This is a genomic window from Lysobacter enzymogenes, from assembly GCF_900106525.1.
In the GTDB taxonomy this organism is placed as follows: Bacteria; Pseudomonadota; Gammaproteobacteria; order Xanthomonadales; family Xanthomonadaceae; genus Lysobacter; species Lysobacter enzymogenes.
Genome location: NZ_FNOG01000005.1, coordinates 514475 through 529232, shown reverse-complemented (window position 1 = coordinate 529232; position 14758 = coordinate 514475). Strand labels below are relative to the sequence as shown.

Here is a 14758-nt window from a genome sequence, read left to right as displayed (position 1 = left end):
GACACGAAAAAGGCGGCCATTGGCCGCCTTTTTCAGTGAGTTACCGCGATTACTTCATGCGGTAAGTGATCCGGCCCTTGGTCAGGTCGTAGGGCGTCATCTCGACCTTGACCTTGTCGCCGGTCAGGATTCGGATGTAGTTCTTGCGCATGCGACCCGAGATGTGGGCAATGATTTCGTGCCCGTTTTCGAGACGCACGCGGAACATGGTGTTCGGAAGAGTTTCCGCCACCGTGCCCTCGAATTCGATCACGTCGTCTTTTGCCATGTGTTTCCCAGGAAGGTGGACTCGCAAGAGGAGTCCTGGAGTCGGGTGTTGGGCGTGTCGCGCGCCCGCGAAGCCGCGCATTTTGCCACGAAGGCGGCCCGGGCGCAAAAAAACCGTTAATGCGCTGGGAACCGGGGCGCTCAGCCTGGGTCTGGCGGGCGAACGGGCGGGTGGGGATCGGCGGATTGCGGCTCGGCCGGTGCTGAAACGCTCGCTTCCGGGGCGCTCGGCTCAGGGGGCGGGAAGCTCCAGGCCGGCCGGCAACGGATCGGCCAGCTCTGCCACCGCCAGTTCGCCGAAGCGCCCGGTCCACGCGCCGTGCGCGAAGCCCGGCGCGGCGGCCAGTTCAGCGGCCTGGGCCAGGAATCGCGCGCGCGGCAGCGACCGCGCGCCCAGGCTGAGCAGGTGCGGGTTCTCGACCTGGGCGTCGAGCAGCGGCCAGCCCCAGCCGTGCAGGCGCCGCGCCAGCGCCGCCAGTGCGACCTTGGAGCCGCCGGAGACCGCGCTGAACATGCTCTCGCCATAGAACATGCGGCCGATGGCGATGCCGTAGATGCCGCCGACCAAGGCCTCGCCGTCGAAGACTTCCACTGAGTGGGCATGGCCGAGCCGGTGCATGCGGGTATAGGCCTCGATCATCGCCGGGACGATCCAGGTGCCGTCCTGGCCCGGCCGCGGCGCCGCGGCGCAGGCGGCGATGACGGCCTCGAAGGCGGTGTCGGCGCGCACCGTCCAGGCGCTGTGGCGCAGGCCGCGGCGGAACTTGGAGGACAGGCGCACCGCATCGGTGTGGAACACCGTGCGCGGGTCCGGGCACCACCACAGCAGCGGATAGCCCTCGCTCGGCCACGGGAACACGCCGCTGCGATAGGCATTGAGCAGGCGCGCCGGGCTGAGGTCGCCGCCGACCGCGAGCAGGCCGTCGGGTTCGTCCAGGGCGCGCTCGCCGGGCGGGAACGGCGCTTCGGGGTCGCTGGGCAACAGGAACGGCAGGCGCTTCATGCGCGCGACGATGGCCGATCCGGCGTCGTCGCGCCGAGACCGCCGTCGTCGCCGGCGGCCTTGAACGGCGAATGCGCGCGCAGGGTCTGGGCGTAGCGCCGCACCGAGGCCGCCTCCTCGCGGCACCACGGCCGCAACGCGTCGCGGAACGAGGGGTGGGCGATCCAGTGGCGGCTGCGCACTTCGGTGGGCAGGAAGCCGCGGGCGAGTTTGTGTTCGCCCTGGGCGCCGGGCTCGAACGCGCGCAGGCCTTCGCGCAGGCAGTACTCGATGCCCTGGTAATAACAGGTCTCGAAATGCAGCCCCGGCAGTTCGGCGCGCGCGCCCCAGTAGCGGCCGTAGAGCGTGTCGGCGCCGCGCAGGCACAGCGCGCCGGCGACCGCTACGCCCTGGTATTCGGCCAGGAACATCACCAGCGCGCGCGGCATGGTTTGGGCGAGGTGGCGCAGGAAGTCGAGAGTCAGCGCGGCGTGGTTGCCGTACTGGTCGAAGGTGCTGCGGTAGAAGCCGTACATGGTCGCCAGGTCGGCCTCGCTGGCGTCGCTGCCTTCGACCACGCGGAAACGCACGCCGGCGCGCGCGACCTTGGCCCGCTCCTGGCGGATGTTCTTGCGGTGCTTGTGGTCGAAGGCGGCGAGGAACTGGTCGAAATCGCCCCAGCGCCGGCCGTGCGCGTCGGGCTCGTTGCGCCAGTGGTATTGCACGTCCACGCGCGCCAGCCAGTCGCCGTCGGCTTCGGCCGCGAACGCGGCGTCCTCGTCCTGCAGGTGGAAGTTGACGTGCGCCGAGGACAGCTCCTGGCGCGCGCACAACTGCGCCATCGCGCGCAGCAGCAGGCGCCGGTGCGCGGGCTCGCGCGCGAGCAGGCGCGGGCCGGTCACCGGCGAGTAGGGCACCGCGGCCAGCCATTTGGGGAAATAGTCCAGGCCGTGCTGCTCGTAGGCGTGCGCCCAGGCGTGGTCGAACACGAACTCGCCGTGCGAGTTCTGCTTCAGGTAGGCCGGCATCGCCGCGATCAGTTCGTCGTCGCGCCAGAGCGTGAGGTGGTGCGGCGTCCAGCCCCAGTCGGCGCGCAGGCAGCCGGTGGCTTCCAGGCCGTGCAGGAAGGCGTGGGCGACGAACGGGTTGGCGCCGTCGTGCAGCGCGTCCCAGTGCGCGGCCGGAACCTCGGCGAGCGCGCCGAGCAGGCGGATCGAGAACGCGTCGCCAGCGTCGCTCACGGTGCGGGCGAGGCCTCGGCGACGCGCAGGTACACGTCGGGATCGTGCTTCTGCATGTGCTGCTCGGGCCGCGCCAGCGCGGTGAAGCCGAGCTTGGCGTACAGCGGCTGCATATCGCTGGTGACCAGCAGCCAGCGGCGCAGGCCTTGCACGCGCGGGTCGGCCATCAAAGCTTCCACGACCGCGCGGCCGTAGCCGCGGCCGCGCTGTTCGGGCGCGACGAACACGTCGGCCAGATAAGCGAAGGTGGCTTGGTCGGTGACGGCGCGGGCGAAGGCGACCAGTTCGCCGTCGACGTAGCCGCGGTAGCACAGCGAGCCGTCCAGGGCGCGGCGCAGGGTCGCGGCGGGGATGCCGGCGGCCCAGTAGGTCTGCGCCAGGAAGCTGTGGACGACGGCGAAATCGGCATCGGACAGGGCGTCGTCGCGGAAGCTCAGCATCGTGGCGGCCATGGGGCGGGAGGATCCGGCAGGGATGCGTCGCGAACGGCCCGCCGCGATCGTCGCGGCGGGCCGGCGGCCGGAAGGGCCGAGGTGCGGCGCGCTCAGGCGTCCTTGTCGAGGAACTTCTCGGCGTCCAGCGCGGCCATGCAGCCGAAGCCGGCCGAGGTGATCGCCTGGCGGTAGACCTGGTCGGCGACGTCGCCGGCGGCGAACACGCCTTCCACCGAGGTCTGGGTGGCGTTGCCGTCCAGGCCGGTGCGGATGGTCAGGTAGCCGTTCTTCATCTCCAACTGGCCGTCGAACAGGCTGGTGTTCGGGGTGTGGCCGATGGCGACGAACAGGCCGTGGATCGCCAGCTCGCGCGACGAGCCGTCCTGCACCGACTTGAGCTTAAGCCCAGTGACACCGGCATCGTTGCCGACCACCTCGTCGACGGTGTGGTGCCACACCGGCTCGATCTTGCCGGCCTGGATCTTGGCCTGCAGCTTGTCCTGCATGATCTTCTCCGCGCGCAGGGTGTCGCGGCGATGCACCAGGTAGACCTTGCGCGCGATGTTCGACAGATACAACGCTTCCTCGACCGCGGTGTTGCCGCCGCCGACCACGGCCACGTCCTGGTCCTTGTAGAAGAAGCCGTCGCAGGTCGCGCAGGCGGACACGCCGCGGCCCTTGTATTCCTCTTCCGAGGGCAGGCCCAGGTACTTGGCGGTGGCGCCGGTGGCGATGATCAGCGCGTCGGCGGTGTACTCGCCGCTGTCGCCGATCAGGCGGAACGGGCGCTTGGACAGGTCGGCGGTGTGGATGTGGTCGAACTGCACTTCGGTGTCGAAGCGTTCGGCGTGCGCCTGCATGCGCGTCATCAGGTCCGGGCCCATCAGCCCGTGCGCGTCGCCGGGCCAGTTGTCGACCTCGGTGGTGGTCATCAGCTGGCCGCCCTGCTGCAGGCCCGTGATCACCAGCGGCTTGAGGTTGGCGCGGGCGGCGTAGACGGCGGCGGTCCAGCCGGCGGGGCCGGAACCGAGGATGACGACGCGGGAGTGCTTGGTTGGGCTCATGTATATAATCGCGGGCTGTTGAGAATGCGCTGCGCGCAGTAGGGAATGGGCGGGATTTTTGCGCAGCGCCGGGTCTTGTAATCGGTTTATCGACCCATACGCCGGCGTCTAGAAAATTCCGGGGCAGGGCATAGCTTGGAGGCGCGGACCCGGCAAAACAAGGCGTGGCGCGCGGACGCAACGTTGCGCGACGCGGCCGCCGGCGCGAACCGCCAAACCGTAGCTGGCATTGCGGCGATGGTGAGAGTAAAAAGCCGCGTGTGCGGGCGCCGGCCCCGCCGGACGGAGCCGCGTCACGGGCGCGCTGCGCACGGCATGGGATGGTGCGGCGCCGCTCCTCGCCACGCAGCACCTTGCAAACGTTCCACCCCACACCGCTCACAAAAAACACAACCTGGCTCGTCGCGCCGCCTATGCGGCGTTTTTTCTGGGCCGCACTGGAGACAGCAATGCGTATCGGCGTACCGAAGGAAACCAAGACTCTCGAAGGGCGCGTCGCGCTCGTCCCCGCCGCGGCGGGCGACCTGGTCAAGCGCGGCCACGAGGTCTGGCTGGAACAGGACGCGGGCGTCAAGAGCGGCTTCAAGGATGCCGACTACACCCGTCTGGGCGTGAAGATCGCGCCGGACGCGGCGGCCCTGTACGAGAAGGGCGAGCTGATCGTGAAGGTCAAGGAGCCGATCGCCGGCGACCTGCAGCACCTGCGCAAGGATCATCTGCTGTTCTGCTACCTGCACCTGGCGGCCGAGCCGGCGCTGACCAAGCACCTGCTCGACATCGGCCTGACCGGCGTCGCCTTCGAGACCGTCGAGCTGCCCAACGGCGACCTGCCGCTGCTGGCGCCGATGTCGGTCATCGCCGGCAAGATCGGCGTCCAGGTCGGCACCCACCTGCTGCACCAGCCGATGTCGGGCAAGGGCAAGCTGCTCGGCGGCCTGCCTTCGACCGAGCGCGGCAAGGTCGTGGTGTTCGGCGCGGGCAAGGCCGGCGGCGCGTCGGCCGCGCTGGCCGCCGCGGCCGGCGCCAACGTCACCGTGTTCGAAATGCGCCAGGACCGCATGGACGAGATGATGCGCCTGGGCAACAACGTCACCGCGCTGTATCCGTACCACGATGTGGTCGCGCGTGAAGTCGCCTCGGCCGACCTGGTGATCGGCGCGGTGCTGATCACCGGCGCCAAGGCCCCGCACGTGATGACCCGCGAGATGCTGCGCGAGATGGAAGACGGCAGCGTGGTGGTCGACATCGCCATCGACCAGGGCGGCTGCTTCGAGACCTCGCGTCCGACCACCTGGAAGGAGCCGACCTACGTGGAAGAGGGCGTCACCCACTTCTGCGTGACCAACATGCCCGGCGCGGTGCCGCAGACCTCGTCGCAGGCGATCTGCGCGGCGATCCTGCCGTGGGTCAACAAGCTCGCCGCCGGCGCCGACTGGCGCAACAACCCGGCGCTGGTGCGCGGCATCAACGTCGAGGGCGGCAAGATCGTCCATCCGGCGCTGCAGGACATGAAGCTGTAAGAGCCGGCATTCGCGAGCGGGAAACCGGGATCCGGACGCTGTTTCCGCGCCCGGGACGCGCTCACGCAGCCAACGAAGGGTCGGGCGGAGTATTCCGTCCGACCCTTTGTGCTTTTATGGTGGGACGGCGGCTCCCGGCTTGGGTTGGTCCGACTGAACGGGGCGCCGCCGGGCGCTTGCCGGCCGTTTCTCGCCTCGCGTTACTCACTCCACAGCTCTTCCTGTATATTCAACGACTAACGCAATCTAGCTAAGGCAGCACATCACGGTGGCGTCCGCACCCACAGCCAGTCGCAAGAAGGCCAAGGCGCCGGCCGAGGCCGAGTCGCGCGCGGCTGCGTCCGCGCCGCCGTCGCCGAAGCGGCAGCGGTTGATGCGCGATATCTCGCTGATCGTGATCGCGCCCTTGCTGCTGTATTTGCTGGCGAGTCTGTTCACGTTCTCGCCGACCGATCCGGGCTGGTCGCATTCGGGCTCGATCACCGCGCCGCTGCACAACCTCGGCGGCCGGGTCGGCGCCTGGATCGCCGACGTGCTGCTGTACCTGTGCGGCTATGTCGCCTTCCTGCTGCCCTTCATGCTCGGCGCGATCGCCTGGATCGCGCTGTTCGGCATGGACACCGACGGCGACGGCGAGGCCGATCTCGGCCCGGCGCTGCGCCTGGTCGGCATCGTCGGCTCGCTGGTGTCCCTGGCCGGGCTGCTGCAATTGCGCGTCGGCACGGTCGAGAACTTCTCGGCCGGTGCGGGCGGCATCCTCGGCCAGTTGGTCGGGCGTTCGCTGTATTCGGGCTTCGGCCCGGTCGGCGGCAATCTGTTCCTGGCCGCGCTGCTGCTGATCTCCTTCACCTTGGCCACCAGCGTGTCTTGGTTCGCGGTGATGGACTGGATCGGCAAGCGCGTGCTGACCGCCGGCCCGCTGCTGAGCAAGCTGTTCCGGCGCAGCAGCCAGCAGGCCACCGAGTGGCGCCAGACCCAGGTCATGCGCGAGGAGCGCGAGGAAGCGCGCAAGGCCGACACCGAACTGCGCGCCAAGCGCGAGAAGGTCAAGATCGAGCCGCCGCCGGCGCCGGTGGTGGAGAAGAGCGAACGCGCCAAGCGCGAGACCCAGATCCCGCTGTTCCACACCAGCGACGGTTCCGGCGTGCCGCCGCTGGCGCTGCTCGACGATCCCAAGCCGCAGCCCAAGGGCTACAGCGAAGAGACGCTGGAAACCCTGTCGCGGCAGATCGAATTCAAGCTCAAGGATTTCCGCATCGACGCGCAGGTGGTCGGCGCCTATCCGGGCCCGGTCATCACCCGCTTCGAAATCGAACCCGCGCCGGGCGTCAAGGTCAGCCAGATCTCCTCGCTGGACAAGGACATCGCCCGCGGCCTGTCGGTCAAGTCGGTGCGCGTGGTCGACGTGATCCCGGGCAAGTCGGTGATCGGCCTGGAAACGCCGAATACCACGCGCGAAATGATCTTCCTGTCCGAGCTGCTGCGCTCGAAGGAATACGACAAGTCCGGCAGCCCGCTGACGCTGGCGCTGGGCAAGGACATCGCCGGGCGGCCGACGGTGGCCGACCTGGCGCGCATGCCGCATCTGTTGGTCGCCGGCACCACCGGCTCGGGCAAGTCGGTCGCGGTCAACGCGATGGTGCTGAGCCTGCTGTACAAGGCCTCCGCGAAAGAGCTGCGGATGCTGATGATCGACCCGAAGATGCTGGAACTCTCGGTCTACGAGGGCATCCCGCACCTGCTGGCGCCGGTGGTCACCGACATGAAGGAGGCCGCCAACGGCCTGCGCTGGTGCGTGGCCGAGATGGAGCGGCGCTACAAGCTGATGTCGATGGTCGGCGTGCGCAACCTGGCCGGCTTCAACAAGAAGGTCAAGGACGCGCAGGACGCGGGCCAGCCGATGATGGACCCGCTGTTCAAGCCCAACGCCGAACTCGGCGAGGTGCCGATCGCGCTGGAGACGCTGCCGTTCATCGTCATCTTCATCGACGAATTCGCCGACATGATGATGATCGTCGGCAAGAAGGTCGAAGAGCTGATCGCGCGCCTGGCGCAGAAGGCGCGCGCGGCCGGCATCCATCTGATCCTGGCCACCCAGCGCCCGTCGGTGGACGTGATCACCGGCCTGATCAAGGCCAACATCCCGACCCGCATCGCCTTCCAGGTGTCGAGCAAGATCGACTCGCGCACGATCCTGGACCAGTCCGGCGCGGAGACGCTGCTGGGCCATGGCGACATGCTGTACCTGCCGCCGGGCACCGCGATGCCCGAGCGCGTGCACGGCGCGTTCGTGTCCGACGAGGAAGTGCATCGCGTGGTCGAGCACCTCAAGCAGATCGGTGGCGGCCCGGATTACATCGAAGGCGTGCTCGACGAGACCCAGACCATGGGCGACGGCACCGTGGTCGGCGCGACCGGTCTGCCGGAAGCGCCCAGCTCGGGTGGCGACGAGTCCGATCCGCTTTACGACGAGGCCGTGCGCATCGTCACCGAGACCCGCCGCGCGTCGATTTCCGGCGTGCAGCGCCGGCTCAAGATCGGCTACAACCGCGCCGCGCGCCTGATCGAGGCGATGGAAGCGGCCGGCGTGGTGACGCCGCCGGAGCACAACGGCGACCGTTCGGTGCTGGCGCCGCCGCCGCCGAAGTGAGTAGAGCGCGTAGTTAGCGCGCGCTTCGAGCGATCCTCGCAAGTCGCATCGCGGAATCGCCCGGCGTCGGCCACGCGCCGCGGGATTCGCGCGCGCAGCCTGAAAAACAACGGGCCGGCCGCGAACGCTCGCGGCCGGCCCGTTCGAACATCGGCGCCGCCGCTCAGGGCTGCGGGCAGGCGCGGCGGGTGACTTCGAGCCGGCCGTTGCGGCTGCCCCAGGTCTCGCGGTGGCCGTCGCAAGTCCAGTGGACGTAGCCGACCAGATTGCCGCCGGCGTCGAACCATTCTTCGAACTGCTCGGTGCCGTAGGGCGGCGCGTTGGCGACGCTGGTGCCGGCGATCGACAGGCCGGCGATCAGCGCGGCGGCGGACAGAACGCTCTTGATGCGCATGCGAACTCCTTGTTCTGAAGGGTGTTCCGATGGGATGGGCGCGTCGTTGCGGGTGCTGCCGTGCGAAGGTAGCCGCGGCCGGCATGGCAAAATGTGCCGTGAACCCGTATTCGGCTGTCGCGAGCCCGTTCAGTTTCGGCCCAGCACACTGCCGTCCTCTCACTCAGGAGTCGCCCCGTGAACCGTTTCGTCCGCCAAGCCGCCCTCGCGTTGTCGCTGTCGGCGACCCTGTTCGCCGGCGCCGCCAGCGCCGGCGCGCGCGACGACCTCAACGCCTTCACCCGCGGCCTCAAGGGCCTGGACGGCCAGTTCGCCCAGCAGGTGTTCGATCCCAACGGCAAGCTCAAGGAATCCTCGACCGGCCAGGTCGCGCTGTCGGCGCCGCGGCTGTTCCGCTGGGAGTACGCCAAGCCCTATCCGCAGTTGATCGTCGCCGACGGCAACAAGGTGTGGGTGTACGAACCGGACCTGCAGCAGGTCAGCGTGCGTCCGCAAGGCGTGGAAGAACAGAACAGCCCGCTGGCGGCGCTGGTCGACCCGAGCAAGCTCGACGCGATGTTCGCGGTCAAGGAGCTCGGCGGCGACGGCGGCCTGAACTGGCTGCTGCTCACGCCCAAGCGCCAGGGCGAGGCCAGCTTCCGCAGCGCGCGCCTGGGCTTCGGCGGCGGCGTGCTGAGCAAGATGGAGATCGTCGATGCGCTGGGACAGAAGACCGAGATCAGTTTCTCGGGCTGGAAGCGCAATCCCAGCTTTCCGGCGAGCACGTTCAAGTACTCGCCGGGCAAGGGTGTGGATGTGATCGGCGAAGGTTGAGCCAGCGGTCGCGATATGGGATTGGGGAAACGCGGGCTTCGGCCCGCGTTTTTCGTTTTGGCGCTGATGCTGGCCGCGCGACTACATGGGCTACCTGTAGGAGCGGCGCAAGCCGCGACCGCGCCACTGAGGTGACGGCGAAAGCGGGGTGGCCTGTGTTACCGGGTTGCGGGGGCTTTCGGCGCGAGCGGAACGAGCGCGGTCGCGACTTGCGTCGCTCCTACAGGTAGTTTTCTGGCGACAGGAGCTAGCGGCCCAGTTACAGCGTCTTCTCGTAACGGATCGTAGTCAGCCCGCTGTTCCATTCTTCGTCGGGATAACGCGCGGTCTCGCGATAGCCCAGGGCCAGGTATAGCGCCTGGCTGCCGGTGTTGAAGGTGTCGGTTTCCAGGCTCGCCAGACTGTGTCCTTCCGCGCGCATCGCGTTCTCCAGCGCCTGCATCAGCGCCCGGGCGATGCCGCGGCGGCGGCCGCGCGCGCCGACGTGCAGCGAATCGACGAAGCCGCCGTCGCGGCCGGCGAAGCCGAGCACGTCGCCGTCGAGTTCGGCCACCAGCAACTGGGTCAGCTGCGCGTCGACGTAGCGTTCGGCCACGCGATTGTCGTGATAGTCGGCGATGGCCTGGGCGGTGAGTTGCGGGCGCCAGGTGTCGGCGAAAGTTTCCGCCAGCAGCGCCAGCACCGCGGTGCGGTCGCCGGGCAGGGCGGGGCGGACGAGCGGGGCGTCGGACATCGGTTCGGCAGGTGCGGGGGACTGCGCGCATTGTCGGCGCCGCGCCGGCGGGCGGCAACGGCGCCGTGGCGCTCAGGCCTGCGCCGGGAACCAGGTCGCGCGCCGCAGCCATCCGGCGAGGAAGCGCTGCAGGATCGGATGCGCTTGCGCCAGCTCGGTGTAGTAGTCGATCCGGCCCTGGCGATAGCGCGCGTACAACGCGGCTTGATCGGCGTCCTGCAGCGCCTTGAGCGTGTCCGGCCCGAACAGGCCGTCGCTGGCCAGCGGCGGGCCGAGCAGGCGTTGCAGCAGGGTGATCGCGTGGAAGCCGGCGTTGACGTAGAAGTCGAACACGATCTCGGCCAGCAGTTGCGACGCGATCGCGTCGCCGTCGATGCGGTCCCAGTACAGCGCCTTGTACAGCGCGGCGGCTTGCGGCTCGGTCAGGGCCTGAAGGTTCTCCAGCGTCGGCGCCACGCCCAGCAGGGCGCGCGCGTTGGCCTGGAACACCGCCAGGGTGATGCCGCGGTTGGTGGCGCCGCCGGGATCGGCGGGGTTGTCGACGTAGCCGCCTTCGAAGGTCAGCAGCTGCGGGAAGTACAGGGAGAAGTCGGCCATGGTCGGCGGGGGCGATGCGGACGGAGCGCCGCGCCGATACCAACGCCGCGGCGGCGCCGGTTGTGACGAAGCGCGTCGTTCCCCGGCGTCGGGCCGGGTCGGCGCCGGTCGCCGGGGCCGCGTGTCAGCGAGCTAGGCAATTAGCGTATTAATGCGTTAACGGATTAGCGGGCTAACGAGTTAACCGGGCAGTACGCCGAAACATGCCCGCGGAGCTTGCCAGCGCCCCGCGCCAGCCTGCCCGCGCCGACTTTGCCCGCTGCCGCCGCAGCGCCGCAGCCTCGGCCGGGGCGGGCTCGCGCCGCGGCGGATCTTGCTATCGTGTCCCTCCGTCCAGCGAGCGTTTTCCGTTTTGGCCCGCCGCACCGCCCCCCAGGCCGAACCCGGCCGCGACCTGCTCAGCGCCGCCGACGGCGACGCGTCCGCCGCAGGCGAATCCGTCGCCGCGCTGCGCCCGCTGGCCGAGCGCATGCGCCCGCGCACCCTCGACGAGATGGTCGGCCAGCGCCGCCTGCTGGCGCCGGGCTCGGCGCTGCGCCGCGCGGTCGAATCCGGGCGGGTCCACTCGATGATCCTGTGGGGCCCGCCGGGCTGCGGCAAGACCACCCTGGCGCTGTTGCTGGCGCATTACGCCGACGCCGAATTCCGCGCCATCTCCGCCGTGCTCTCGGGCCTGCCGGAGGTGCGCCAGGTGCTGGCCGCCGCCGCCCAGCGCTTCGAGCAGGGCCGGCGCACGGTGCTGTTCGTCGACGAGGTGCACCGCTTCAACAAGACCCAGCAGGACGCGTTCCTGCCGCATATCGAGCGCGGCACCATCATCTTCGTCGGCGCCACCACCGAAAACCCTTCGTTCGAACTCAACTCGGCGCTGCTCTCGCGCTGCCGCGTGCACGTGATGGAGGCGGTCTCGCCCGAGGACGTGCGGGTGACCCTGCGCCGCGCGCTCGACGACGAGGAACGCGGCCTCGGCGCCCAGCACGTGCGCGCCGACGACGGACTGCTGCTGCAGATCTCCACCGCCGCCGACGGCGACGTGCGCCGCGCGCTGACCCTGCTGGAAATCGCCGCTGAGCTGGCCCAGGACGAGGGCGGCGAGATCACTCCCGCGACCCTGGCCCAGGTGTTGGCCGACCGCACCCGCCGCTTCGACAAGGGCGGCGAGCAGTTCTACGACCAGATCTCGGCGCTGCACAAATCCGTGCGCAGCTCCAACCCCGACTCGGCGCTGTACTGGTTCGCGCGCATGCTCGACGGCGGCTGCGATCCGCATTATCTGGCGCGCCGGCTGACCCGGATGGCGGTGGAGGACATCGGCCTGGCCGATCCGCGCGCGTTGCAGATGGCGGTCGACGCGTGGGAGACCTACGACCGCCTCGGCAGCCCGGAAGGCGATCTGGCCCTGGCCCAGGTGGTGATCTATCTGGCCAGCACCGCCAAGTCCAACGCCGCCTACTCCGCGTTCAACCAGGCCAAGCGCGATGTGGTCGAGTACGGCACCCAGGATGTTCCGCTGCACCTGCGCAATGCGCCGACCAAGCTGATGAAGCAACTCGGCTACGCCAAGGGCTATCAGTACGACCACGACGCCGACGGCGGCGTGGCGCTGGACCAGACCGGCTTCCCCGACGCGATGGGCGAGCGGGTGTATTACCAGCCGGTGGCGCGCGGGCTGGAGATCAAGCTCGGCGAGAAACTGCAGCGCTTGCGGGCGCAGCGCGCGCAGGCGCGCGGCGAGGGGGCGGGCGAAGGCGAGGGCGAAGGGCCCGAGGAGGCGGAATGACCGCTGGACTGGCGACGCATCGGGTTCTTGGCGCCGGCGCCCGTGCTTTGCTGGGAGCGACGGCTTTTGTGGGAGGGACTTCAGTCCCGACGCTTTTGTTCCGGATCGCGGCGATCGGAAAGGAAAGCATCGGGACTGAAGTCCCTCCCACAAAAGAAATCCCTTCCAAGAAAATCGTCCCTCGCATAAAAGCCGGCGCCGGCTGCGACAGCGACGGCAGACGCCGCCGCCCGCACCGACGCAGCCGCCCTGGAGCCGCCGCATGACCCGCGCCGCCCTGCTGCAACTGCTCGCCGTCGCTCTCGGCGGCGCCCTCGGTACGCTGTTGCGCCACGGCGCCAATCTGCTGCTGCCGCGGCTGCCGGCGCCGTGGCCGACCTTGTCGACGCTGACCGTCAACCTGGCCGGCTGCTTCTGCGCCGGCCTGCTGCTGGTCTGGCTGGGCCAGCGCCAGGACGCCGACTTCTGGCGCGCGGTGTTGCTGACCGGCGTGCTCGGCGGCCTGACCACGTTCTCGGCCTTCGGCGTGGACCTGTTGGCGATGCTGCGCGCGGCGCGCTACGAATGGCTGGCGCTGACGGTGTTGCTGCACGTCGGCCTGGGCCTGGCCGCGATCGCGGTGGGCTGGAAGCTGGGGCAGGGCCTGTGGCCGGCCCGCGCTTGAATCCGGTTTACTACCTGTAGGAGCGGCGCGAGCCGCGACCGCGAGAACCCAACTACGCCGACACTTGCGCAATGGTTGCGTTGTCGCGGTCGCGGCTCGCGCCGCTCCTACAGGGGCTGTCGGCCACTTACTAAGGGACGGCCGGCGGCCGCGTCATCCGCGTCGCCGCTCGCGCCGCTCCTCGGTTGCTTACTCGGGGCCGGGCGCCGTCGGCAGCCGCGTCATCCGCAGCACCTCGTCGCTGGGCTGGGCGGACTTGTTGGCCAGCACCTGCTGCAGCGATTCGACCTCGGCCCAGACCATGTGCTGCAGCGCCTGCAACAAGGTCTGGCCGGCGTCGGACAGGCTCAGCCGGCCGTCCACGCTCAGCGCCAGCCCGTCCTCGATCAATGCATGCTTCATATGGCTGGTCTCCGGCTGCACGCCGCGTTGCAGGCCGACCAGGACGCTCAGCAGAGCGTGTTCTCGCAACGACACTTTGAACAAAACGCCATTCCCCCTGCCCGCACCCGCCCCGTCGCGCGGTGCGCGCCGGATCGGGCACGTCATGCCTTATATGTGCCTGTAATCACGATATGGGAATGCATGTGATGACATTTTTGACTGGGATAGGTGCAGGCGAAAGTGGCGTTCGTGCCCGGGCCGGAGTACGGTAACGCCGCGCGCCGGAGTGCCCGGCGGCCGGGCGCGTTGTAACTGTCACGCCGATGGCGCATCTTCGCCGCCTACGCCGGCCGTTTCCGCCGGCCGATGCCACCAGGAACCGGAACTCCATGCTGATCTACGACCGCGTCGTCCCGCTCAACCGCGACACCCATCGCAACCTGCGCATCCGCAGCTCGCAGCACAACGCCCGCTTCGCCGCCAGCCTCAACTCGGTCCCGGTGGCCACGGTCGAGTTCCCCAGCGCCGCCACCGAGTACGCGATCGTGTTCGCCAAACTGGCCAACGGCGACTTCCTGCCGGCGGTGCTGGTGGGCCTGCGCAACCAGCAGAACCTGTACGTGGACGACAGCGCGCGCTGGCGCCGCGGCTACGTGCCGGCGTTCCTGCGCCAGTACCCGTTCGTGCTGGCCGAGGACCGCGACAGCGGCACGGTGACGGTGTGCGTGGACATGGCCTACGACGGCCTGTCGGAAGAAGAGGGCGAGCCGCTGTTCGGCGACGACGGCGCCGACACCGAAAACCTGACCCGGGCGATGGGTTTCCTGCAGGACCTGCACAACGAGTTCAAGCGCACCGCGGCGTTCGCCGCCAAGCTCAAGGAGCTGGACCTGCTGGAAGAGCGGGTGATCCGCTTCGGCACCGGCGATCAGCCGCAGGCCGAGTTGAACGGCGTCTATGCGGTGTCGGAAGAAAAGCTCATGCAGCTCGACGACGCGCAGCTGCCGGACCTGTTCCGCACCGGCGCGCTGGGCCTGATCTACACCCACCTGCTGTCGATGCGCAATCTGGAGCGGCTGTCGGAGCTGGCCCAGCAGGAAGAAGGCAAGGGCGCGGCGAGCGGCGCGGTCAACTGAAGCCGCGTCGGCCGCAGCAACCGCCGGCCGCAGCAACGCAACAGTCAGGGGCGGCCTTCGGGCCGCCCTTCGTTTTTTCCAACCCTGACTTCAAACCCA

General features: G+C 69.2%; 17 protein-coding genes. 7 read left to right on the top strand and 10 right to left on the bottom strand.

Translation table 11 applies throughout. The annotated features are described in order from the left end of the window. Positions 1-49: 49 nt before the first annotated feature. The 5 genes from infA to trxB form a co-directional block, all read right to left on the bottom strand. On the bottom strand, positions 50-268 hold the full coding sequence (infA, locus tag BLU84_RS15140; protein ID WP_031372296.1) for a translation initiation factor IF-1: 219 nt from the start codon (positions 266-268) through the stop codon (positions 50-52). Positions 269-499: 231 nt separating this feature from the next. Further along, positions 500-1270 carry a leucyl/phenylalanyl-tRNA--protein transferase gene (gene aat / locus BLU84_RS15135; RefSeq protein WP_074868763.1) on the bottom strand — a complete coding sequence of 257 codons (771 nt, stop codon included), beginning with the start codon at positions 1268-1270 and terminating at the stop codon, positions 500-502. After that, on the bottom strand, positions 1267-2490 hold the full coding sequence (locus BLU84_RS15130) for a GNAT family N-acetyltransferase (protein WP_083382631.1): 1224 nt from the start codon (positions 2488-2490) through the stop codon (positions 1267-1269). Before BLU84_RS15130 ends, aat begins: the two co-directional genes overlap by 4 nt. Further along, on the bottom strand, positions 2487-2942 hold the full coding sequence (locus BLU84_RS15125) for a GNAT family N-acetyltransferase (protein WP_074868760.1): 456 nt from the start codon (positions 2940-2942) through the stop codon (positions 2487-2489). The genes BLU84_RS15130 and BLU84_RS15125 overlap by 4 nt, the downstream gene beginning before the upstream one ends. 92 nt (positions 2943-3034) lie before the next feature. Then, positions 3035-3988: a thioredoxin-disulfide reductase gene (trxB, locus tag BLU84_RS15120; RefSeq protein WP_074868757.1), complete on the bottom strand. Its 954-nt coding sequence runs from the start codon at positions 3986-3988 to the stop codon at positions 3035-3037. A gap of 449 nt (positions 3989-4437) precedes the next feature. Between trxB and BLU84_RS15115 the strand changes: the two genes are divergently transcribed. Together BLU84_RS15115 and BLU84_RS15110 are read left to right on the top strand one after the other, a co-directional pair. Continuing rightward, positions 4438-5508, top strand: coding sequence for an alanine dehydrogenase (locus BLU84_RS15115; RefSeq protein ID WP_074868755.1), 1071 nt, complete (start codon positions 4438-4440; stop codon positions 5506-5508). A gap of 370 nt (positions 5509-5878) precedes the next feature. Then, positions 5879-8158, top strand: a complete 2280-nt coding sequence (locus BLU84_RS15110) for a DNA translocase FtsK (RefSeq protein WP_425479395.1) — start codon at positions 5879-5881, stop codon at positions 8156-8158. A gap of 163 nt (positions 8159-8321) precedes the next feature. Here the strand turns inward: BLU84_RS15110 and BLU84_RS15105 are convergent, their stop codons facing one another. Then, positions 8322-8552 (bottom strand): DUF6289 family protein, encoded by a 231-nt coding sequence (locus tag BLU84_RS15105; protein WP_074868750.1) that lies wholly within the window; start codon positions 8550-8552, stop codon positions 8322-8324. Positions 8553-8729: 177 nt separating this feature from the next. Between BLU84_RS15105 and lolA the strand changes: the two genes are divergently transcribed. Further along, entirely contained in the window at positions 8730-9365 is a 636-nt protein-coding gene (gene lolA, locus BLU84_RS15100) for an outer membrane lipoprotein periplasmic chaperone LolA (RefSeq protein ID WP_074868747.1), read from the top strand. 259 nt (positions 9366-9624) lie between these two features. Here lolA and BLU84_RS15095 read toward each other — a convergent pair whose 3' ends face one another. Then, the gene (locus tag BLU84_RS15095) at positions 9625-10098 is read right to left on the bottom strand and encodes a GNAT family N-acetyltransferase (protein ID WP_074868744.1); all 474 of its coding nucleotides are present in this window, start codon (positions 10096-10098) and stop codon (positions 9625-9627) included. Positions 10099-10170: 72 nt separating this feature from the next. Continuing rightward, positions 10171-10695, bottom strand: coding sequence for a glycoside hydrolase family 108 protein (locus BLU84_RS15090; RefSeq protein WP_074868742.1), 525 nt, complete (start codon positions 10693-10695; stop codon positions 10171-10173). 469 nt (positions 10696-11164) lie between these two features. Between BLU84_RS15090 and BLU84_RS15085 the strand changes: the two genes are divergently transcribed. After that, on the top strand, positions 11165-12475 hold the full coding sequence (locus BLU84_RS15085) for a replication-associated recombination protein A (RefSeq protein ID WP_139175034.1): 1311 nt from the start codon (positions 11165-11167) through the stop codon (positions 12473-12475). On the opposite strand, the gene BLU84_RS28705 is transcribed toward BLU84_RS15085, so the two are convergent. Further along, positions 12372-12626, bottom strand: a complete 255-nt coding sequence (locus BLU84_RS28705) for a DUF6053 domain-containing protein (RefSeq protein WP_425479394.1) — start codon at positions 12624-12626, stop codon at positions 12372-12374. The two genes, BLU84_RS15085 and BLU84_RS28705, sit on opposite strands and share 104 nt — an antisense overlap. Between BLU84_RS28705 and BLU84_RS28700 the strand changes: the two genes are divergently transcribed. Then, positions 12544-12741 (top strand): DUF6053 domain-containing protein, encoded by a 198-nt coding sequence (locus BLU84_RS28700; protein ID WP_425479393.1) that lies wholly within the window; start codon positions 12544-12546, stop codon positions 12739-12741. The two genes, BLU84_RS28705 and BLU84_RS28700, sit on opposite strands and share 83 nt — an antisense overlap. Continuing rightward, positions 12738-13139: a fluoride efflux transporter FluC gene (locus BLU84_RS15080; protein ID WP_074868739.1), complete on the top strand. Its 402-nt coding sequence runs from the start codon at positions 12738-12740 to the stop codon at positions 13137-13139. Before BLU84_RS28700 ends, BLU84_RS15080 begins: the two co-directional genes overlap by 4 nt. A 189-nt stretch (positions 13140-13328) precedes the next feature. Here BLU84_RS15080 and BLU84_RS15075 read toward each other — a convergent pair whose 3' ends face one another. Continuing rightward, entirely contained in the window at positions 13329-13610 is a 282-nt protein-coding gene (locus BLU84_RS15075; RefSeq protein WP_139175020.1) for a hypothetical protein, read from the bottom strand. A 302-nt stretch (positions 13611-13912) separates the two neighbouring features. Here BLU84_RS15075 and BLU84_RS15070 point away from each other — a divergent pair, with 302 nt between their 5' ends. Then, positions 13913-14659, top strand: a complete 747-nt coding sequence (locus BLU84_RS15070) for a SapC family protein (RefSeq protein ID WP_074868732.1) — start codon at positions 13913-13915, stop codon at positions 14657-14659. Positions 14660-14758: the final 99 nt, after the last annotated feature.